Consider the following 21,795-nt stretch of genomic DNA (forward strand, 5'->3'; position numbering starts at 1 on the left):
TTACAATACTTAACTTTGTTTATGACAATTTACTAGTCGTCAATTTAACGCTTTTAACTATCTTTATTTATCTCAAGATTTATAAAAATTTGAACGCTGAAATCTTATCTGGTGATAAACGTTAACTTCGGAATATCATTCATCGGCGATATAACCATAGTTGATTCAAAGCCCAAGATATCGCCTTGCTGATTAATCAAATAACAATCACTCGTCTTATCTGACTTGTCTACGCCAAATTGAGCGACATCATAATACACCGTTGATATTTCACAAAACTGTGCTTTATGATCATCAATCTTCGACAATGACCAATCCAAAGCTATTTTTGCTTTTCCCATTAGATCACTTTGATTTGATAATTTTAGTTGCATATATCCTGTACCCATTTTGCCTTCTGCATCAGCACTCGATACTTTTGGGACATCATATAGTTTGGTTAATACAGTTTCGGTATTGTTTTCAAGATTTTTCGAACCGATTAAGCGATAACTCTCAACATCATGAAACTCATAACCTTGAGTTTCTTTGTTTGCAAAACCATTAACCCAACGTGTAATAGCATATTTTTTGGTATATACATTATGATTATGAAATTTTTTAACTGACTGCTTAATATCTAACGTTGAATAGTCCCCAGTGATTTCTAAACTGCTTTGATTAATCACTTCTGGGCTTAGTAATGTTAATTTAATGTGTCTTGGTGCTAATGCAATATTTTTAATCGCTTGCTGTAAGTTATAGTCGTTTTTATGACTAGTTGCATTATTGCTTTTATTCCTGTCATTAGCTGAGGTCATACTGGCACAAGATGACATTGTTAATGTTAATAACGTTAAACAAAATGCTTTAATTAACATATTGAACTCTCAATGGGTAAAGCTAATAAAGTATACCCTAAATTAAGGGCACTCAGTTTACGACTATCTATCAGAGTCCGCCATCACGATATCAATTGATGCCAGATAAATAATAAGATCCGAAACCAAGCTACCATTAATAACCGATGGCATTTGCTGCAAATGGGCGAATGTAGGAGTCCGAATACGTGTACGATAACTCATTGTGGCTTTATCAGACGTGATGTAGTAGCTATTAATACCTTTGGTCGCTTCTACCATCATAGAGGCTTCACCTGCCGGCATGACCGGACCCCATGATACGGATATAAAGTGATTAATCAAGGTTTCAATGTCATTTAGCGTACGATCTTTTGGGGGTGGCACTGCCAAAGGATGATCTGCTTTGTATGGACCCGATGGCATATTATCCATACACTGTCTGATAATGCGTAGCGACTGACGTATCTCTTCAATTTTGATCAAGCAGCGGTCATACGCATCACCATTATGGAATACAGGCACTTCAAAGTCGTAATTCTCATACCCCATATAAGGACGCGCTTTACGCACATCAAACTCTACACCTGTAGCACGTAAACCCGCACCAGTAGTACCCCATGCTAATGCATGCTTCGCATCATATTGAGCCACATTTTGAGTACGACCTTTTAGTACAGAGTTTTGCATGGTAGCTTTTACATACTCATCAAGACGCTTCGGCATCCAATCCAAAAACTCGCGAACTAAACGCTGCCAGCCTCGAGGAAGATCAGCAGCTGTACCGCCAATACGGAACCAAGCGGGGTGCATACGATAGCCGGTAACCGCTTCGATAACGTCATACGCTTTTTGACGGTCGGTAAACATATAGAATACAGGAGTCATACCACCCGCATCCTGAACAAAGGTACCAAAATACAGCAAGTTATTGGTAATACGGAAAAACTCACTCATCATGACGCGAATGGTCTGAGCACGTTCTGGTACGGTAATACCCGCTAGCTGTTCAACTGCCATCACATAAGGCAATTCATTCATCACACCGCCTAGGTAGTCGATACGGTCGGTATAGGGAATGAAAGAATGCCAAGTCTGACGCTCAGCCATCTTTTCTGCACCACGGTGGTGATAGCCAATATCAGGAATACAATCAATAATCTCTTCACCGTCGAGCTGCAATACGACTCGGAATGCACCATGCGCTGAAGGGTGGTTTGGACCCAAGTTTAGGAACATAAAGTCCTCATCTCGGCCCGAACGCTTCATACCCCACTCTTCAGGAATAAAACGTAGGTTTTCTTGCTCAAATTGCTGCTTGGCCGCGTTTAAAAAATACGGCGTAAATTCTGTGGCACGGGCATGATACTCTTTGCGTAACGGATGCCCTTCCCAGTATTTAGGCAGTAAAATCCGCGTTAAATGTGGGTGCCCTTCAAAGACAATACCAAACATATCCCATACTTCACGCTCATACCAGTTGGCATTTGGCCAAATCTTGGTCGCAGTGGGCACGTTTAAATCATCCTCAGATAGTGCAACCTTGACACGGATGTCACTATTTCTCTCAAGTGACATAAGGTGATAAAAGACCGTAAAGTCACTGGCAGGTAAGCCATCTCTATGTTGACGCAAGCGCTCATCTATTGCCGATAAATCAAGCAACATCACAAAGGGCTTGGGTAAGGTGCGTAAGAACATGAGAACATCAAGTAGGTCTGAGCGTGCAACCCAGATGGTCGGAATGCCATCAAAGGTAAATTGCTCAGTAAACTTACCTGAAAATTTATGCCCAAGCTCGCGCAGCACCGCAGGCTGAGTTTTAGATGCATCGGCACTAGTGCTATTAGCCATTTTGCTATTATCCGTTACCATGGTTACCGCTTACCTCAGAGTCATTGCATTTATTGCGAATACGGAAGAAAGTATCCTATATTGAATCATCTATTTAATTAGCATTTTGGCTGAAAACCAACTAAAACGCTTATATTTGCTCAAACCTAAAGAAACTGTGACAGCTAAAAATACAATACTTAAAAAAAGGCTATATTTTAGTTAGATGCTATCTGGACTGCGCAAGTTTTTAACAGCGATACGGTCTGCTTGTTTGCGATCCCTTTCTGGAAGCATCTGAGGCTTATAGACTCCTTGGTCATTGACATAAGCACCTAAAGGACGGCGCTCTTTTGTAATCGACTCTTGTAATAACATCAAGCCTTGAATTAAAGCTTCTGGACGCGGCGGACAACCGGGCACATACACATCTACTGGGATAATTTTATCCACACCCTGTACCACAGAGTAGATATCATACATACCGCCAGAGTTCGCACAAGAGCCCATAGAGATGACCCATTTTGGTTCAAGCATTTGCTCATAAAGACGCTGAATAACCGGTGCCATCTTAATGAAACAAGTCCCTGCAACGATCATCACATCCGCCTGACGAGGTGAGGCGCGAATAACTTCCGCCCCGAATCGCGACAAGTCATGCACCGCAGTCAACGTCGTCGCATATTCTACATAGCAGCATGATGTACCAAAGTTAAATGGCCACAATGAATTTTTACGTCCCCAGTTGGCTGAGGCATGCACCATATCCTCAAGCTTACCCATGAACACATTGCGATTTACCTCATCTTCAAGAGGATCGTTCACGGTCTGGTGAGTCTGTGCTGGGAAAGTATCCGCATCAGGATTTGCACGGGTTAGCGTATATTTCATGATTTAACCCTTAAGATGACGATTTATTATGGGTAGATGATTGTTTTGATAAGTTGTAAGAATGGTTGTCAGAGGGTAAGCCTGGCGAATCATTTGCAAAATCGACCGTCGTCACATTACCAGAAATATTGATATTGTGATCAATTTTAGCAAGTTGGCGTTTGTTGACTTCGATATCATTAGATACATTAACTTGACCCGATGATTGAGCCGGTACTTTACCGGTAGGGTCAGTGTGCAACTCGTCAATGCCGTCAAATTTAGTAATACTGGCCAGATTAAACCCAGCTGGCGCTTGTGTTAATCGCTCTTTTTTACGGCGTTTATCAGAAGGTGCCCAATTCATAGCACCGACGCTAAGCTCATATACTAAGCCCACGAATAAAATACCGATAAACACGGCTGCCGTGGCAAACCCAATCCAACCAACTTCTCTAACAGAGACCGAATAGGCATATAAATATAAAGCTTCAAGATCGAAAATGACAAAGAAAATAGCCACTAAATAGAATTTTGCAGACAAACGAATTCGGGCATTGCCAGCTCCGACAACGCCCGATTCAAATACTTCTTCTTTTTCTGTACCTTGCGAGCGTCCCCCTAATAGGCGTGGGACGGCTAACATAAATATCACCAAACCAATAGCAGCCAAGATGAAGGCTAACGCTGACCAATTAAAGGCGGATGTCATTTATAAATCTCCTCACTGGCTAGTACCCGCTGATGCAATATTAATATCTATTAATATGATAAAAGCAGCTTTTTTATAAGATACATTGGCTGGAAAATCGAGGTGTTACTATACTTTTTTTAAACATTAAATGCCAGTTTAAAACTGAATGAGAGGGTCATTATTCTGCATTATACCCCTCAACCTTTTTATTGACATTTTAATTTTCTTGAGGCAACACCTGATATACAAGTGTTTCTAAGTCATAGCTCTTAAGACAAATCGCTCTTAAGACAAATCGCTCTTAAGACAAATCGCTCTTTAGACAAATCGCTCTTTAGACAAATCGCTCTTTAGACAAATCGCTCTTTAGACAAATCGCTCTTTAGACAAATCGCTCTTTAGATAAACGGTTAATATACGTTTTATTTTAAAGGGCGTTAAGAGCATAATGACCATGCTATGTACGTGGTAAGGTGACCCCTTTTTGACCTTGATATTTACCGCCACGATCTTTATAACTGGTTTCACAAATATCATCCGCGTCACTTTGGAAGAATAACATTTGAGCGACCCCTTCACCGGCATAAATACGAGCAGGTAACGTAGTGGTATTACTAAACTCTAAAGTGACATGTCCTTCCCACTCCGGCTCTAGCGGGGTAACATTTACGATTATACCACAGCGGGCATAGGTTGACTTACCTAAGCAGATGGTCAACACATCACGTGGGATTCTGAAATACTCAACCGTCCGTGCTAACGCAAAAGAGTTGGGAGGGATAATACACTCATCACCAACAATATCAATGAAGCTATTGTCATCAAAGTTTTTAGGATCAACTATAGCAGAATGCACATTGGTAAATACTTTAAATTCGCGGGCACAACGTACATCGTAACCGTAGCTTGATGTCCCATAACTGACCAGCTTTTCACCTGCCTGATTAAAACGCACTTGACCGGCTTCGAATGGTTCGATCATACCGTGCTCTTCAGCCATTTTACGGATCCAACGGTCAGATTTTATAGACATTTTATACCCTTAATATTTAGATTCAAACTATTGTTTAAAAATGTATCTTTTTAATGATGATTAAAACTAGTGGTAATGAAATAACGAGTGCTTCAATTAATAATGCCTGCTAGTTTAAAGTTTTTTAGCAAATTAAAATATGACTATTTTATATGAATACAAATCATCTCAACGATGTTTGAAAATTAGAACATTATAGAAGATTAATTCGCTAATTTATAGCGTGTTTATCGAATTGGATTAAGCGGTCGTTATTATCTTCAACGCTACCATGCTACCATTTAGCAATGAGGTCTTCTGCGAGTCCCATTACCTTATCCAGCACGACGGTATGCTCTCCAATTTTAATATATCCTGAATATAGTCCAATCCATTGCTCAAACTGGCAATAAACTCGGAGTTATGGTCTTTAGGCATTATGGTCTTTAGGTATACAGTTATCGGACTAAACATTGGGGTTAACTCCGATAACCAAATTAACTACCAAATTAAATACCAAATTAAGTACCAAATGATGAACTAAATTAAGATCTAGAATAAGAGCAAAGATAAGGGCTAAGACATATCATTAAACCTTTTAAAAAATACGTCCATCATCCCGTTCTTTGGCAAACTTGGCGATATTCGCCTCAATTCTTTTAGCAATGTCAATATAGAAGCTTGCATAGTCGTCCCCTGCGCCATTATTGGCAATGACACTCGGCTCACCTTTATCGGCTTGAGCACGGATGGCACTCGCTAGTGGCAACTGACCGAGTAGCGGAACTTGATATTCTTTGGCTATATAATCTCCGCCCCCTTCCCCAAATATGGCTTCGGTATGACCACAGTTAGAGCAGGTATGTAACGCCATGTTTTCAACCACGCCAATAACAGGAATGCTGGTTTTGTTAAACATCTCAATACCCTTCTGCGCATCCATCAAGGCTATATGCTGCGGCGTAGTGACAATGACTGCCCCTGTGACAGGTATTCTCTGAGCCAACGTTAGCTGAATATCACCGGTACCGGGTGGCATATCGATCACAAGATAATCCAGCATCGGCCAATTGGTTTGATTAAATAACTGCATCAAGGCACCCGTTGCCTTAGGTCCACGCCATGCGACGGGCGTATTATCACCATCTAACAAACTGCCGATAGAGAGCATTGCTAAACCGTGTGCGTTAATCGGTACAAACTGCTCGTTTTCAAGTTGTGGTTTAACGCCTTCAACGCCCAGCATACTAGGCATAGAGGGACCATAAATATCAGCATCTAATACACCCACACGATTACCGAGCTTTTGTAAGGCTAAAGCAATATTAACCGTAGTGGTTGATTTGCCAACGCCGCCTTTACCCGAAGCCACAACTATAATGTGTTTAATACGCGGATGCGGCTGCAAGCTTGCTTGGGTCGGTGCTCGTTTAGTAATTGGTGGCTCTGGCTTGGCCTGAGAGCTGGCTTGAGATCTGGCTTGAGAGCTCGCTTGAGGGTTAGCTTGAGATTTGGAAGCAGCATCTATGGTCTTAGGTAGCTTACTGCCTGAGCCTTTTGTGGAGACCGCTGGCATGTCATGCTGGGATATGGTTTTTGCAGATGATTTTGGTGGCAAACTAACATTGAGATTGACCTCATTAATGCCATAAGGTTGTAATGACTGACCCAGCTGTCTATGGATATCCTCAGGATTTGCGTCAGCACTTAATCGCAAATCAATCGTTATCGACTCGCCAGCACGCTTAAAATCAGTCAGAGTATTTTGTTGATTGCCATGACTACTTTTAGCCAATACTTGCGTAATCGTTGTTTTTAGTTGGTCTAAATCAGCATTTATGGTGCTGTTGTTATCGTTATGACGGTTTGATTTTTTTATAAAGTTAAACATATTAGCCCTTGTTACCCTAAAACATGACGACCTAATTTCTTATTGTTATAACACCAATCAATAACACCCTATCCAGATAATAGGCGCATAGGTTTCAATATCATCTTTTTTATTTATGTCAGGGATCGGTTGTTCACTGATGTATAACATTGCTTAGGCTAGTGTAACTGACTTATGACTTTAAAAAAACCACATTAACGGTGATACTTTATGTCACATATCCCACAAATTCTGACAACTCAACCTTCTAATAAACTGAACGCTTATAGCGGTCTAAACCAATCTTATCTATGCCATTAATTCATAAACCAGCCATGGCTGGCCACAATAGACTGTCCTGTAAACACATTGGTTGGAAATGCCGCTAAAAACAAGGCCAATTGTGCGATATCTTGGGTCGTGGTAAACTCTTTATCGACGGTATTAACCAGCATAATATCATTGACCACTTCCTCCTCTGATATCCCTTTTTCTTTTGCCTGTTCTGGTATCTGTTTTTCAACCAACGGTGTTTTTACAAAGCCTGGACAAATCACATGAGCACGCACATTATGCTCCGCCCCTTCTTTAGCAAGCACTCTACACAGTCCTAACAATCCATGCTTGGCGGTGACATAAGGCGCTTTATACAAAGACGCTTCATGAGAATGCACCGAACCGGTATAGATAACCGTCCCGACTTTGTCATTTTTGTACATATATTGCAGAGCGGCTTTGGTGGTTAAAAATGCCCCATCCAAATGGATGGCTTGCATCTTTTTCCAATCCTCAAAGCTTAACTTATGAATGGGATTAATAATCTGAATACCAGCATTTGACACCAAGATATCAATGCCACCGAAGTGATCGACCAGTGCCTTAACGCCCTCATTGACCGCTGACTCAGACGATACATCCATCTCAATTGCCAAAGCTTTACCGCCTGCCGCTTCAATCGCTTCGACCGCCTTTTGCGCGGCGTAAAGGCTGATGTCAGCGATACCCACTGCTGCACCGGCCTTTGCGTAAATCTCGGCAATATCCCTTCCAATACCACTTGCTGAACCCGTTACTAACGCTACTTTACCGCTCAAATCCTGATTTAATTGAGTCATTATCGCTGCTTCCTTTATTATAGTTATAGTAGCCGTATTTGTAACACATCAGGCTTTTTATAGCTTAGAGTTTGTAGCTTATCCTGCCAACCGCTTGTATCTACCGAGTCAATGGCGTGCAGACTACCGTGACTTGAGTCATTTCTGTATTCTCGACACTGCCACAAGCCACAGTCTGCATCGCCATTGTCCTCGGCAGGATACCGCTCATGTCAGGGCTAAACCGCTCTACCTTTTAGGGCTCAAGTAAAGGTAAAAGCTCAAGTAAACGTTAAAATTAAGGAATGTTGTGAACTTCCCTTACTTATATGAATCTCATTCTATTGGGTAATAGTGACAGGAGTGTTGCGCTGTAGCTCTTCAAAGCTCACGCCGTCTGCAAGCTCCACCAGTTTAAGAACCCGCTTTCCATGACCCGTATCTGTGATATCTAATACCGCCATTTCGGTAATGATACGATCGACAACTTGTTTGCCTGTCAGAGGCAACTGACATTCTGCCAATATTTTTGGTTCGCCATGTTTATTAATTTGCTCCATCAACACAATGACACGCTGGACACCCGCTACCAAATCCATCGCACCGCCCATGCCTTTGACCATCTTGCCGGGTATCATCCAGTTGGCTAAATCTCCCGTTTCAGAGACTTCCATCGCCCCAAGTATGGCCAAATTGACATGACCACCACGGATCATGGCAAAGGAATCTGAACTCCCAAAAAAACTGGCGCCCGGCTTAGCGGTCACGGTTTGTTTACCCGCATTGATTAAATCAGGGTCAACCTTGTCTTCCGTAGGAAATTCACCGATGCCCAGTAAACCATTCTCTGATTGCAACCAAACGTCCATACCCTTTGGGATATAATTGGCAACCAATGTGGGAAGTCCAATACCTAGATTGACATAATATCCATCTTGTAATTCTTGCGCCGCTCGTTGGGCCATTTGCTCTCTTGTCCATGCCATGAGATTACTCCTTATTTTTTTAGTCTTTATATTCGTATTAATTATCAGCGTGCGAAAATTGTGGGCGTTGCATTAATTACTAAATTATATTGTTGGCGTAAATTATTATCTTCAGTTAATGACGAAAAGTTAAGCTCAGTTATATAAACGACTGCTGATTTAAACTGGCTATTTTTTGACCGTTACTTTTTCGATACGCTTTTCAGGATGGGTATTTAAAATCAAACGCTGGACAAAGATACCCGGCAAGTGAATGTCATCAGCATCTAGCTCGCCAATCTCCACTATCTCTTCCACTTCTGCCACCGTAATCTTGCCTGCCATCGCACAGTCGGGATTAAAGTTACGGGCAGTTTTATTAAAAATTAGATTACCGGCTTTATCTGCTTTTTGCGCTTTAACTAGGGCAATATCGGCAGTAAGGGAGTGTTCTAACACATAGGTTCGTCCCTCAAAATCACGGATTTCTTTGCCTTCGGCCACTTGCGTCCCAACGCCTGTCGCAGTATAAAAGGCTGGAATACCGGCACCTCCTGCCCGCAACTTCTCGGCTAGTGTCCCTTGAGGCGTCAACTCGACTTCCAGTTCACCGCCCAAATACTGACGTTCAAACTCTTTGTTCTCACCCACATAAGATGAAATCATTTTTTTGATTTGACGGGTTTGTAGCAGTAATCCTAATCCAAAGTCATCGACGCCAGCGTTATTACTAATACAGGTCAGCTCTTTGGCTCCACTATCTCTTAACGCGATAATTAAGGCTTCGGGTATTCCGCACAATCCAAAACCACCTATGGCTAAAGTTTGGCCGTCCTTAACAATATCCTTTAATGCAGACGCTGCGCTATCATAAACTTTTGATTGACTCATATTAATCTCCCTGTTCGAATCAATGTGAATGAGTATATTTTATCTACCTTTTTAATTATGGCATGTGTTGAAAACTTATCAAACATAACTTTCAATACTTGTTTGAATCATTAAATGGGTAGTTAAAAAAATAACCCCGCTCTCAACTTATTAAAATTCAATGTAGGCTGGTGCTTTTAGCCCAGCAAATAAAGATATTTAATCAAACATGCTAGGCTAAAGCCATAGCCTAGGTTAAGAGTTGAGAATGAGGTATAGTGTCTTAATCAGAAGGCCGTTTAAGCTTGGATTATTAACATGGCTTAGCAAGCTAGACCAATAACCAAAAGCCACCGGTAATAATGACCCCTGAGACGGCTAATACAATCAAGCAGTAGCCCATAATTGCTCTAGCATCTAACCCTGCGATCCCTAATAAAGGCAACGCCCAAAACGGCTGAATCATATTGGTCCAAGCATCACCCCAAGCAATTGCCATCGCCGTAATACTGGGGCTTACCCCTAGTGCGACACCTGCTGGCATCATAACAGGACCTTGTACGGCAAATTGTCCCCCACCTGATGGTACGAAAATATTCACCAGTCCGGCACTTAAGAAGGCTAAGATAGGAAAGCTATCGGCTGACGCATTATTCACAAAAAACTGAGTCACTTGAGTACTGATAGAGATACCATCAGCATTTGCACCCGTCATGATCCCCATGATACCGCTATAAAAAGGGAACAACAGTACAATACCTGCGATACCACTAATCCCAGTTTTAACCGCGCGGTAATAGCGCTCCAACGTTCCATGTGCCATTAAACCTATAAATAAGAATAGACCAATGACGATATTTAAACCCAAATCAAAGCCGTTAGTATTAACATAATTGATGTAATACAACAGTGCCAATATCAGTAAAGCAATCGCTATAATACGGCTGTCGTCTAATTTTTTTGCCGGGGTATTTCTCTCAGGCAGCTCATACGTTTCAAGCCGTATTAACGCAGGATCTACCGTGGTAGGATTTTTGGGATGCATAAAGCGATTTAATAGCGGCAATATGACAAATAAGGCTGCCAGGATAATTAAGTTATAAGAGGCAAATATGGTTTGTGACAAGGGCACCGCTTCTGTTAAGACTCCACCTGACAGCGTGGTCAAATTTTCACCGCCCGTGCTTAGGGTCAAAGGTATAGATCCGGAAAAGCCGCCATGCCAAATGACAAATCCTGAATAAGCAGCGGCCACCAATAGCGGATAATCCACATTAGGGACTTTTCTGGCTAAAGACTTTGCAAATACCGCGCCCACGACCAAGCCAAAACCCCAGTTAATCCATGAGCCAGTTAGACCAACTAGGGTTGAAATCATAATGGCCATGGTTGGTGAAGTTACCTTTGATGCTATACCGTCTAACACCCGTTGAACAATAGGGGCGTTAGCAAGCGCGTAGCCAGTCACCAATATAAGCGCCATTTGCATCGCAAAACTGTGCAAAGACCACAGTCCATTGCCCCAATGGCCCGCCATAGTCAGGACATCTTGACCGGTCATAATAATACCGGCTGCAAAGGCGATAAAGGTTAGTACAATTGAGAAGACGAAAGGTGAGGGTAAAAAGCGATTGACCAGTTGTACACTGGCATTCGTGATAAATTGAAACATAATAACATCCTTATTATTACGAAATGTTTGGTCCATCAAACTGTAAAGTTACACCAAATCTAGAAATTAACCTATCGAGAAAGGCAGATCCAAATGCAAAAAATCAAACGCTATCAATAGTAGGTTTAGTGAGCCTAACCGAGACTAAGAAGAATACGTTAATTTGTAGAAAAGGTATTATGAGTGTTTGAATGTCTATGGTATCGTAAATGACCAAATTATAGTACCGGCAATCAGTCATGCCATTTGAATTATTGAAAAAGTATAATTTAGTGAGTGACAACTGACGTATTTACTGCTATTTCAAGCCAGTTGCCTATAATTATTATATTTATCAATAAAAAGGCTTGCAATACCGCATAATTTTGCTAAAATACCTCACCTCAATAGGCGTATAGCTCAGTTGGTTAGAGCGCTACCTTGACATGGTAGAGGTCGCTAGTTCGAATCTAGTTACGCCTACCAGCATTTAGCAAGAACAAGAAAGCCCCAATCTTTATGATTGGGGCTTTTTTTGTGCCCGTATTATAAGGGCTTACACCCATTGCTCAATTCTTGCTCTATTCATGCCAACCTCTTCTTCTAGTCTATGTGATTTATTGTCAAACAGTCCTTGTGCCCAAATTGTGCCCAAGCTGTGCCTGCCTTAAATTATGTGACTCATAAAGATCTCAACTTTGACCTCTACTCTAGAACTTCAATTATTGTTCATCAGTATCAGCAACGTACTCAAATATATCACCTACTTCCACCCCTAAAAATGCGCAAAGCCTATCAATAGTATCGAAGTCGATTCTTGATGACTCCCGTTCCCATTAGGTAATTACTGAACAGAAATTTGATATCTATCAATTAGTGGACAACCTTAATTTATTAATGTAATGTAAATACAAACTACGAAAAGTTACTATTTATTACTATGATTAAAATATATTAACGATGACATTTAGGTATGTTGACTCAAATTCACCAGTTGTTAAGAAAATAACGTCGTATTTAACAAAATATCATAGTGTTTAATAACTATAACGTAACTTTCGTAGTAGTGTGCCAGCAAATGGATTGCGGTATAGAAACCAATGATACTGGTTGGTTACAAATATAGGTCGATTATTGGTAATCGGCTTAACACATAAAGGGATTTTATGGATATCCTGCAACTGCTTATAAGCGGTATTGCTAACGGCTGTATTTATGGGCTATTAGCATTAGGCTTCGTACTCATTTATAAAGCATCAGAAGCTGTTAATTTCGCTCAAGGCGACATGATGATGTTAGGTGCTTTTTTAGGTATCTCTCTTATTAACGCTTCAGAAGCTAACTTACCCTTCTTGCTCGGCATCACTCTTGCCTCCCTCATTATGGGATTGTTCGGCTACTTATTAGACCGCTTTATACTTCGTGGTATTTTTGGTCAGCCGCAATTTGCCATGATTATTCTGACCATCGCTTTAGGCTTTTTGATGCGCTTTGCAGCCAGCATCATTTGGGGCCATAATCCGCTTTCTCTTGAAACACCTTTTTCAGGCAAGATGCTAGGCTTTATGGGACTAACTATCGCCTATGTCGATGTCATCATTATTATCTCAACGGTAGCGCTTACTAGCGTCCTCTACTTCTTTTTTGCCCATACCCGCTTAGGTATCGCTATGCAAGCCAGTAGCCAAAACCAAATGGCGGCATACTATATGGGCATTCCTGTAAAACGAATTAACGGTATTGTTTGGGCGCTGTCCGGTATTGTTGCGGCTATCGCTGGCGTTTTATTTGCGGCAAAAGGAGCTATTGAGCCATCTGTTGGTCTGTTATTTGGCATTAAAGCTTTTGCAGCGGCTGTTATTGGCGGGCTTGGCTCGCTACCCGGCGCTTTAGCTGGTGGTCTATTGGTTGGTATTATCGAACCCTTTGCTAGTCGCTATTTGCCTATGGGTTTTGGTCAAGTGGCGCCTTATGTGCTTATGCTGATTGTATTGATTCTCCGGCCTGGTGGTATATTCGCGCAAATTAAACAGAAAAAGGTTTGAACCCGTATAGTTATTTTTGAACCCTTATAGTTATTAAAGTTCAGTTAGACATAGGATATTTCTACCCATTATCAAGGATGATAATTTTAGATGAAAGCCCAGTTTAAGCATAGTTACGATCAAGACATCAATGTCTTTAAAGACAATGCGCATCGACTCAAGTATATAGCGCTTCTATTATTGCTAATGGCAGCACCTTGGTTGCTCAGTAGCTATTATATTAGCGAGCTTAGTGCCATTCTTATATGGTCTATCGCAGGTCTTGGTTTAATGCTTCTTATCGGTCATACCGGTCAAGTAAGCTTAGGCCATGCTGCATTTATGGCCATTGGTGTCTTTAGTCATATGGCCTTAATGCTTCGAGGTTGGCACTTTATACCTGCCTTGATCGCCTGTGCACTTATTACAGGAATAATTGGTGCAATAATCGCTAGACCCATTTTGCGAACGAGTGGCATTTATTTAGCGATTGCCACCCTTGCGCTTAGCATAATTATTGAAGATGTGGCTATTATTGCTGAGCCTATAACAGGGGGTGTCGCAGGATTATATGCCTCTCCTATCCTATTCTTCGACTATCAAATTGACCGTTATGCGACCCCTCGAGCTTTTTATTATCTATGCCTTATCATAGTGGTTCTCATTACCTTCGCTTATATTAATTTGCTACGCAGCCCTACTGGTCGATCATTTTTGGCCATTAGAGATAGTGAAGTGTCAGCCAAAGCCCTTGGCGTCAACGTCACCCGATCTAAGACCCTTGCCTTTAGCTTATCGTGTGCCATTACAGGTGTCGCAGGCGCTATGTATGGTCACTTTGTTCAGGCTGTTAACTATGAGAGCTTTTTAGTACTTATATCAATTACCCTCCTTCTTCAAGTGGTTATTGGCGGTCTTGGCTCCATTCACGGGGCTATATTTGGTGCTATCGTCATTGTCTTGCTTCCACAAGTTATCTCAATTTCTGGCGATTTTCTTAACCAAACAACAGGTATTAACCTATCGCAGTATCCTGGTATCGATATTGCCCTATTCGCCTTAGTCATTGTCGTAATTATTATTTATGAGCCTCGAGGCATATATGGTATTTGGGTCAAGATTCGCACGTGGCTTGAGATGTTTCCTTTGTACCGTAAAGGTTTGTTCCGACGTACTAAGACCTATCTAAAAACGGAGCGGATGCGATGAGCCTATTACAAGTAGAGTCACTTTCTATCGCTTTTGGCGGTGTTAAAGCAGTCGACAATGTTAGTTTTGAAGTACAAGAGGGCGAAGTATTTACCATAGTTGGCCCTAATGGGGCGGGCAAGTCTACTATCTTTAACTTGATTAGTCGGTTATATGAGCCTAGCGCGGGCCGCATTATATTCGACGGTACTGATATTACCAAACTACCCGCTCATGATATTGCTAAGCTTGGCATTGCCAGAACCTTTCAAAATATTGAACTTTTTGACCATTCCAGCGTTTTGCAGAACTTATTGATCGGTCGTCACTCACGCCGAGACACCCATTGGTTACAAGAGTTATTGTTTTTGCCTAGTGTGCGTCGTAGCGAACGGGCCCATCGCCGTGCAGTTGAAGAAGTTATCGACTTTTTGGGTTTAGAGGCATACCGAGATAAGCTTATTGCAGGCTTGCCTTATGGAATCCGCAAAGTGGTTGAGATTGCACGGGCACTCGCTTCAAATCCTAAGGTTATCTTATTGGATGAACCTGCCTCAGGACTTAGTGTTGAGGAAACAAGTGAGATGGCGTGGTGGATTGAGGATATGCAAAAAGATTTAGGATTAACAATTTTAATGGTAGAGCATGACATGAGCTTGGTAAATCGAGTTTCTGATAGAGTCTTGGCAGTAGCAGAAGGTAAACCCTTATCACAGGGGACTGCTGCTGAAGTACAAGCCGATCCCGTCGTCATTGAAGCATATCTTGGCACGGAGGATATCTAATGCAAAAACCGCTAGCCAAATCTGCCACGTCACCGAATTTACCTGAACCACCGTTGCCTTTAATTGATGCGCCAATCAAGAATAACGTGCTTGAGGTTCGTAATCTTGAAGCCTTGTATGGCCCTGTGATGGCTTTAAGAGGGGTCAATATTGAAGTGCCTGAAGGCAAAATTGTCACGATTTTAGGGGCTAATGGGGCGGGTAAAACCACCTTAATGAAAACGGTATCTGGTGTTCTAAACCCACGTAAAGGTGCAGTCTGGTTTCAAGGTGAGCGTATTGATGGCATTCAGCCTGATCGCTTGGTAAAAAGAGGTCTTGCCCATGTGCCTGAAGGACGTGAAGTGTTTCCTTTTTTGAGTGTGGCTGACAACCTTATTATGGGCGCTTATACTCGCCGAGATAAAGATGAGATTGCCCGTGATCTCGAGATGATATATGAATACTTTCCGATTTTATATGAGCGCCGTTCTCAAACTGCTGGCACTATGTCAGGGGGTCAACAGCAGATGTTGGCTATTGGACGTGGCTTGATGTCTCGGCCTGCGCTCATGTTACTTGACGAGCCATCACTTGGATTATCACCGCTATTGGTTCAAGAGATTTTCACTATTATTAGAAGGCTTAATAAAGAGCAAGGCGTGACTATTTTATTAGTAGAGCAGAATGCACGAGTAGCGCTCAAAGCAGCGGATTTTGGCTATGTACTAGAAACAGGTCGCATTGTAATGGCGGGTAGCAGTTCAGAGCTAATGAACTCAGATGACATTAAAGAGTTCTATCTTGGTCAGACTCAGCAATCGATAGAGCAGGCTGTCCGTTTTAAACGTAAAAAGACTTGGCGATAATCATTATGAATACACTCACCACTCCCCCGCCTAAAACATTGAAAACGTCTAAACGAATTATGTCACTGTCTAACGCTTTCAATGAGCAGCCATTATCGCAGTCAACTTTATCAAAAGACGACCGAGATGTACGGATTAAAAAAAACATTGCTAAAGCTACGATATCACCCGATTCATTTGCAAACGATAGTTCAGATACGGTTATAAACGGTTGTGATACTGTCGTTAAGCTTTGGCGACAGGTTTGCTTAGAGCGTAACACCCAAACTGCACATCGTGAAAAGTCCTTCGGTATTTGGCAAAGTAGCAGTTGGATGGATTACTTTATCGGCGCTCGTGATATCGGCATGGGTCTGATTGAACTAGGCCTTACTAAAGGCGCCGCGGTCTCAATACTCAGTGAAGATAATAAAGAATGGCTCTATTGCGACCTTGGTATTTGCGCGGTTGGTGGCATCCCAAATGGTATTTATACGACTGACAGCCCTGAACAATTGGTTTATCTAATCAATGATAGCAAATCTGAATTTTTAATTGTTGAGAATGACGAGCAATTGCATAAATACTTACATGTACGTGAACAGACGCCTACCCTTAAAAAAGTTATCGTATTTGATAAAAAAGGACTCCGCACATTAGATGACGACAAGGTATTGTTTTTAGATTCGCTTATTGAACTGGGTCAACAAGCGCCCAATGCTGAGGCACGCTTTAATGCGCTGATAGACCAGAGCGTACCGAGTGACATTCGCACGTTAATTTATACCTCAGGCACGACAGGCAATCCTAAGGGGGCTGTTATCACACATGCTAATTGTCTCTTTGAGATGGAAGCGACCAAGTCTATACTGTCCGTTTACCCTACTGATGAGCAGCTTTGTTTTTTGCCTCTATGTCATATTCTAGAGCGTCTTGTATCGGTAGATATCCCTATTCATAGGGGCTGTATCGTTAACTTTGCTGAGAGTACCGAAACGGTATTTGATAACCTAAAAGAGGTTTCACCGCATACCTTTACTGCCGTACCTAGACTGTGGGAAAAAATATACGCTACCGTTACTAATATGCGAAGTGATGCCAGTGGATTTAACGGTTGGGCATTTGATAAAGCCATTGCAATTGGTCAGAAATATGCTGCCATCACAATAGCGGGCGACACGCCCCCTTTAGCGCTAGCGATGCAATATAAATTCTGGGATACATTAGTTCTAAAAAATATACGTGAACTCATTGGTATGTCCAATATTCGCCGTGCAGTTACTGGTGCTGCACCTATATCTCCTGAGATTATCTTATGGTTTCATGCCATCGGCGTACCTATTTATGAAGGCTATGGGATGACCGAGAGTACAGGCGTAGTCTCTTTGAATAATAAAGATAACATTCGACTTGGTAGTGTGGGACAAGTCATTCCTGGCTGTGACGTGGTTATCGCTGACGATGGTGAGATATTAATCAAAGGCCCGCTTGTCTTTGGTGGATACTGGAATAACCCTGAAAAAACTGCCGAAGATATACGAGACGATTGGTTGCATACTGGCGATATGGGAGAACTAAAAGAGGGTTATCTCTATATTACAGGTCGTATTAAAGACATTATTATTACCGCTGGCGGTAAAAACATAACCCCTGCCGTCATTGAGAGCAAGCTTAAGTTTTCACCTTATATATCAGATGCAGTTGTCATTGGCGATAAGCGCAAATATCTGACTTGTCTTATCATGATTGATCAAGAAAATGTTGAAAAGTTCGCTCAAGACAATCAAGTGGCGTTCTCTGATTTTAAGTCACTATGCCATGCCCCTGAAGTCGTGGACTTGATAAATGACATCGTTCAAAATACCAATCAGTCCTTTGCCACAGTAGAACAAATTAAATATTTCCGTCTTATAGATGTTCTATTGACGGCTGAAGATGAGGAGCTTACAGCCACTATGAAGCTCAAACGCAGTTTTGTCGAAAAGAGGCATCATGCCTTAATTGACGCCATGTATTAGTCTGTTTATGAAGTCATCGGTTTTATAATCAGTCTCATATAGTTGTACGACAATTTTTTGTAAGACAATGAAACCAAGTAAAGATTATTTATTTGTATGGTTAGTAAGGAGGACACCATAGTACATGTATAAGAGTCAAAATATACCCCTAAAATGACTAATATAGTTTTTGTAGTACTAACAGTTTGTAGTATTTACATTATTTACTAAGCGATAGGATCGCAAGGAGAGTTACCATGAAAGGACGCTTTAAAGTTACACTAATTACATTGGCTATCACTATGGCTGGACTTTCAGGGTGCTCGCAACCTGAAAGTAATTCAACAGAAACCAGTGCCACTACTGAAACCAATAAAACGGCCGAAGCCGGAAACAAGACATTGGCTACGACCAGTGATATGCCCGTTCAAGGGGTAACTGATGATGAAATCGTTATTGGTGGAGTACATGATTTATCAGGCATCTTCGCCGTGTTTTCTGCCCCAGCGGTCACTAGCGCCAATCAATATTTTGAAGAGATTAACGCCAAAGGCGGCGTGCATGGTCGAAAAATTCGCTACGTGGTAGAAGACCATGGCTATCAAGTACCAAAAGCGGTACAAGCTACCAATAAACTGGTAAACCGTGATAAGGTTTTTGCCATGTTAATGAGCTTAGGTACGCCGCAGAATCTAGCCGCCTTACCTATTATGGATCGAGCTAATGTGCCAAATGTGTTACCGCTTACCTTTGCCAAATCGATGCAAACTGAAGGCCCTTTCAATCGGCGCTATACGATAGGCTCTACCTATTATGACTCTATGAAAGCAGGTATGAATCACCTCATTGATAAAGATAATATTACCAAATTATGCGTCATGTATATACCTTCTGACTTTGGTGAAGAGACCCATCAAGCTGTCATCGATATTGCCACTGAGAACCCAGATGTCACGATGTTAGAAGCGACCTCGCATCGTCCTGATGAGACAGACTTCTCCGGCACTTTAGCACGATTAAAAGATGCAGAATGTGGTCTTGTGGCAACTGCTTTAGGTGTTCGCTCAACGATAGGTGTGGTTGGTAAAGCAAAAGCAATGGGCTGGGACAATGTTGACTTTATCGCTCCAGTCTCAAGTTTTCATTCGACAGTAGCCGCAGCACCAGGCGGAGCTTCAGAAGGATTATATACCGTTTCTTATTGGGAGGATATAAATACCCGTATGGATAACCCTGCTACTAAAGCTTGGGTAGATAATTACACCAAAGTCAATGGGGAAGCACCCTCTTCAGGCTCAATGCTAGGCTATTTAGCGGCTCGTTCATTGGTAGAGGGGTTAGAAGCTGCTGGACCTGATCTCAATGCCGATAGCTTAAACGCTGGGCTTGAAACTGTTAATTTTACCGATGATGTGACAGGTGTTACGTTTAAAATGAGTCCTGACAATCATGTTGCGACCAAAGATACCTACTTATCTCAAGTACAAAACGGTCAATGGAATACCATTGCAAAAGTTATCCAATAATTTGGGGAAAGCCCATTAACGAATGGTCTTTTATATGATCATACTAGGGCGTGTGGAACATTCGACCATGGCACTGGCGGAGACTATTTTTTAGGCAATATGCAGTGAAATTTTGGACGCTTAGTCATTCTAAGCTAGAACAGCTTTTAAAATGCTAGGCAATATATTGGCAAAAAAGAGTCCCGCCCTCACTCGAGCATAGCTCTCACCTTGCGAACGGGCAAAGCAGTGCTTTGCTTAATCCGTTCTCAGGGCTGATGCTAAAATCGCCCCAGACGTTATTGCAACCCTAGCTAAGGTCTAGACATTAGCGTCGGTTTGCGCCTAGTCTGGAACAATTTTAGCTATCAGCAGTGCTAATTTGCGAATGTTCCACACGCCCTAAAGCGTATACCGTTACTAAAGTCTTTATCTTTTGGATAGAGACTTTATTTTATTATCTAAACCTCAAAAGCTTGGACTAAACGACATGATTTCTTAATGTTTTGGCATATTAAAGACGATCAATTATCAATATGATTGTTTGAACAACTTTTTATAGCAACAGATTTTCATAAAAAACCTAATTTGATGGAGTATCGAAACCACGCTCTTTAATATAGTTATCAAAGATTTTTTTCATTTCAGGCTCAAATAACTTAATATAATCATGAGCGATACCACGACTACCACTAAAAAATATAAATTATCTATTTAAACGATACTTGCTTCATAAACGTCAGTACAATGACTAATAAAAGTACGCAGTTGATTCATTAACTCAACAGCCAACTCTAAGTCTATAGGCTCATCAATACTGTTAAAAAAATCCGTTTCGAGCACAGCGAAAGTCATCGTCTTACCACTACCAAATTTTTGGGGTTTTTTAACTTTTAGACCAAAACTCTCAGCTTCATTAATAAAAATTTTATGTAGCTTGTTTCTAACCTTCTTATAGTTACTGTCTTCTAGCACAGTCATTTTAAAACAGACATTACTTTGTTCTAATTGAAGATAAACTCTTATACCATTGACTGTGCGACCTAATCCCCAAAACCCCATAAATCCACCAGTTGGATTAGCGACATACTTCCAACTACCTTCTCCTAATTGATTTTGAAGATATTGAAAAAAACCTATCCATCCTCGACGTTTCCATTGAGCAACTGGTGTTGTTCTAAAGCTTTGTACGGCTGTTTCTATTGATTGAAGGTAGTCGTAATAATTAGCATAGATATCACTTTGTCTTGCAATATCATTATTGGCTTTATCAAATACTTGAAGAAAATCTTTTCTTAAAATAGGATGAAAGCCATCCTTAATTGCGTTGTTGTAGTTACTTTGATCATGTGTTTGTAAATAAATTGCAATTATTTTATCTTCTGTAAATATTTTGGAATGATTCGTCATAAGATATTTTTTATACCTAATGAGCTGATCTGAATGCTGAATTGTGCCTACCTTATCTTCGATAAGTACCGCATAGGAATCGTTAATAACACATAAAACATCAATGTGTTTTACTTGACGTTTTATTTCGATAGTATCAATGCTACTAGGCATTTTTATACCTGCTTTTTTAAAAAACATTGTTAAAACATCTATTGCGATATTATGAAGCGCTTTATGCGTATCAGTGCTCGCTTTGTATTCATGTTTGGCCCAAGATAATAGCCAGCAAATAAAAGCATCTTGTGATAGCTCTGATGTTGCGAATGTAAATAAGTTAGGTGTGTTCACAATATAATTTCCTTATAACTCTGTCAGTGAT

At 41.2% G+C, this 21,795-nt stretch carries 18 protein-coding genes and 1 tRNA gene; 7 read left to right on the forward strand and 12 right to left on the reverse strand.

The features are described from left to right. Window positions 1-104: 104 nt before the first annotated feature. From AC21OG_RS00635 to AC21OG_RS00680, 10 genes are all read right to left on the reverse strand, one after another. Window positions 105-860 (reverse strand): hypothetical protein, encoded by a 756-nt coding sequence (locus AC21OG_RS00635; RefSeq protein WP_487377035.1) that lies wholly within the window; start codon window positions 858-860, stop codon window positions 105-107. Between the two features lie 63 nt (window positions 861-923). After that, window positions 924-2,714: an NADH-quinone oxidoreductase subunit C/D gene (gene nuoC, locus AC21OG_RS00640; protein ID WP_486546374.1), complete on the reverse strand. Its 1,791-nt coding sequence runs from the start codon at window positions 2,712-2,714 to the stop codon at window positions 924-926. A 180-nt stretch (window positions 2,715-2,894) separates the two neighbouring features. Next, window positions 2,895-3,563, reverse strand: a complete 669-nt coding sequence (locus AC21OG_RS00645) for a NuoB/complex I 20 kDa subunit family protein (protein WP_486546373.1) — start codon at window positions 3,561-3,563, stop codon at window positions 2,895-2,897. A gap of 10 nt (window positions 3,564-3,573) precedes the next feature. After that, on the reverse strand, window positions 3,574-4,254 hold the full coding sequence (locus tag AC21OG_RS00650) for an NADH-quinone oxidoreductase subunit A (RefSeq protein WP_487377037.1): 681 nt from the start codon (window positions 4,252-4,254) through the stop codon (window positions 3,574-3,576). 439 nt (window positions 4,255-4,693) lie between these two features. Continuing rightward, on the reverse strand, window positions 4,694-5,269 hold the full coding sequence (gene dcd / locus AC21OG_RS00655; RefSeq protein ID WP_486546371.1) for a dCTP deaminase: 576 nt from the start codon (window positions 5,267-5,269) through the stop codon (window positions 4,694-4,696). A gap of 577 nt (window positions 5,270-5,846) precedes the next feature. Continuing rightward, window positions 5,847-7,139 (reverse strand): iron-sulfur cluster carrier protein ApbC, encoded by a 1,293-nt coding sequence (gene apbC, locus AC21OG_RS00660; RefSeq protein ID WP_487377038.1) that lies wholly within the window; start codon window positions 7,137-7,139, stop codon window positions 5,847-5,849. A 296-nt stretch (window positions 7,140-7,435) separates the two neighbouring features. Further along, window positions 7,436-8,236 carry a 3-hydroxybutyrate dehydrogenase gene (locus tag AC21OG_RS00665; protein ID WP_487377154.1) on the reverse strand — a complete coding sequence of 267 codons (801 nt, stop codon included), beginning with the start codon at window positions 8,234-8,236 and terminating at the stop codon, window positions 7,436-7,438. A gap of 317 nt (window positions 8,237-8,553) precedes the next feature. Then, window positions 8,554-9,198: a CoA transferase subunit B gene (locus tag AC21OG_RS00670; RefSeq protein ID WP_487377039.1), complete on the reverse strand. Its 645-nt coding sequence runs from the start codon at window positions 9,196-9,198 to the stop codon at window positions 8,554-8,556. A 168-nt stretch (window positions 9,199-9,366) separates the two neighbouring features. Beyond that, complete coding sequence (locus AC21OG_RS00675) at window positions 9,367-10,068, reverse strand: CoA transferase subunit A (protein WP_487377041.1); 702 nt, start codon at window positions 10,066-10,068, stop codon at window positions 9,367-9,369. Window positions 10,069-10,378: 310 nt separating this feature from the next. Beyond that, complete coding sequence (locus AC21OG_RS00680) at window positions 10,379-11,719, reverse strand: short-chain fatty acid transporter (protein WP_487377042.1); 1,341 nt, start codon at window positions 11,717-11,719, stop codon at window positions 10,379-10,381. A 388-nt stretch (window positions 11,720-12,107) separates the two neighbouring features. Here AC21OG_RS00680 and AC21OG_RS00685 point away from each other — a divergent pair. Beyond that, window positions 12,108-12,184: transfer RNA gene (locus tag AC21OG_RS00685), tRNA-Val, on the forward strand. 236 nt (window positions 12,185-12,420) lie between these two features. On the opposite strand, the gene AC21OG_RS00690 is transcribed toward AC21OG_RS00685, so the two are convergent. Then, complete coding sequence (locus tag AC21OG_RS00690; protein ID WP_491185064.1) at window positions 12,421-12,513, reverse strand: helix-turn-helix domain-containing protein; 93 nt, start codon at window positions 12,511-12,513, stop codon at window positions 12,421-12,423. Between the two features lie 351 nt (window positions 12,514-12,864). On the opposite strand from AC21OG_RS00690, the gene AC21OG_RS00695 reads away from it, so the two are divergent. From AC21OG_RS00695 to AC21OG_RS00720, 6 genes are all read left to right on the forward strand, one after another. Next, entirely contained in the window at window positions 12,865-13,743 is an 879-nt protein-coding gene (locus AC21OG_RS00695; RefSeq protein WP_486547978.1) for a branched-chain amino acid ABC transporter permease, read from the forward strand. Between the two features lie 90 nt (window positions 13,744-13,833). Next, window positions 13,834-14,931, forward strand: coding sequence for a branched-chain amino acid ABC transporter permease (locus AC21OG_RS00700; RefSeq protein WP_487377044.1), 1,098 nt, complete (start codon window positions 13,834-13,836; stop codon window positions 14,929-14,931). Next, window positions 14,928-15,695 carry an ABC transporter ATP-binding protein gene (locus tag AC21OG_RS00705; protein ID WP_486547976.1) on the forward strand — a complete coding sequence of 256 codons (768 nt, stop codon included), beginning with the start codon at window positions 14,928-14,930 and terminating at the stop codon, window positions 15,693-15,695. The genes AC21OG_RS00700 and AC21OG_RS00705 overlap by 4 nt, the downstream gene beginning before the upstream one ends. Further along, window positions 15,695-16,543, forward strand: a complete 849-nt coding sequence (locus AC21OG_RS00710; protein ID WP_487377046.1) for an ABC transporter ATP-binding protein — start codon at window positions 15,695-15,697, stop codon at window positions 16,541-16,543. Before AC21OG_RS00705 ends, AC21OG_RS00710 begins: the two co-directional genes overlap by 1 nt. Before the next feature lie 5 nt (window positions 16,544-16,548). After that, the gene (locus tag AC21OG_RS00715) at window positions 16,549-18,540 is read left to right on the forward strand and encodes an AMP-dependent synthetase/ligase (RefSeq protein ID WP_487377048.1); all 1,992 of its coding nucleotides are present in this window, start codon (window positions 16,549-16,551) and stop codon (window positions 18,538-18,540) included. 236 nt (window positions 18,541-18,776) lie between these two features. Beyond that, complete coding sequence (locus tag AC21OG_RS00720; protein WP_487377050.1) at window positions 18,777-20,045, forward strand: ABC transporter substrate-binding protein; 1,269 nt, start codon at window positions 18,777-18,779, stop codon at window positions 20,043-20,045. Window positions 20,046-20,738: 693 nt separating this feature from the next. On the opposite strand, the gene AC21OG_RS00725 is transcribed toward AC21OG_RS00720, so the two are convergent. Beyond that, entirely contained in the window at window positions 20,739-21,764 is a 1,026-nt protein-coding gene (locus AC21OG_RS00725; protein WP_487377052.1) for a PD-(D/E)XK nuclease family protein, read from the reverse strand. Between the last annotated feature and the right edge of the window lie 31 nt (window positions 21,765-21,795).

The sequence above is a fragment of the Psychrobacter sp. CX5 genome, from assembly GCF_057621535.2.

Coding starts and splice junctions, on each gene's coding strand:
- AC21OG_RS00635 (WP_487377035.1), bottom strand. CDS start 860: ATGTTAATTAAAGCATTTTGTTTAACGTTATTAACATTAACAATGTCA.
- nuoC (WP_486546374.1), bottom strand. CDS start 2,714: ATGGTAACGGATAATAGCAAAATGGCTAATAGCACTAGTGCCGATGCA.
- AC21OG_RS00645 (WP_486546373.1), bottom strand. CDS start 3,563: ATGAAATATACGCTAACCCGTGCAAATCCTGATGCGGATACTTTCCCA.
- AC21OG_RS00650 (WP_487377037.1), bottom strand. CDS start 4,254: ATGACATCCGCCTTTAATTGGTCAGCGTTAGCCTTCATCTTGGCTGCT.
- dcd (WP_486546371.1), bottom strand. CDS start 5,269: ATGTCTATAAAATCTGACCGTTGGATCCGTAAAATGGCTGAAGAGCAC.
- apbC (WP_487377038.1), bottom strand. CDS start 7,139: ATGTTTAACTTTATAAAAAAATCAAACCGTCATAACGATAACAACAGC.
- AC21OG_RS00670 (WP_487377039.1), bottom strand. CDS start 9,198: ATGGCATGGACAAGAGAGCAAATGGCCCAACGAGCGGCGCAAGAATTA.
- AC21OG_RS00675 (WP_487377041.1), bottom strand. CDS start 10,068: ATGAGTCAATCAAAAGTTTATGATAGCGCAGCGTCTGCATTAAAGGAT.
- AC21OG_RS00680 (WP_487377042.1), bottom strand. CDS start 11,719: ATGTTTCAATTTATCACGAATGCCAGTGTACAACTGGTCAATCGCTTT.
- AC21OG_RS00695 (WP_486547978.1), top strand. CDS start 12,865: ATGGATATCCTGCAACTGCTTATAAGCGGTATTGCTAACGGCTGTATT.
- AC21OG_RS00700 (WP_487377044.1), top strand. CDS start 13,834: ATGAAAGCCCAGTTTAAGCATAGTTACGATCAAGACATCAATGTCTTT.
- AC21OG_RS00705 (WP_486547976.1), top strand. CDS start 14,928: ATGAGCCTATTACAAGTAGAGTCACTTTCTATCGCTTTTGGCGGTGTT.
- AC21OG_RS00710 (WP_487377046.1), top strand. CDS start 15,695: ATGCAAAAACCGCTAGCCAAATCTGCCACGTCACCGAATTTACCTGAA.
- AC21OG_RS00715 (WP_487377048.1), top strand. CDS start 16,549: ATGAATACACTCACCACTCCCCCGCCTAAAACATTGAAAACGTCTAAA.
- AC21OG_RS00720 (WP_487377050.1), top strand. CDS start 18,777: ATGAAAGGACGCTTTAAAGTTACACTAATTACATTGGCTATCACTATG.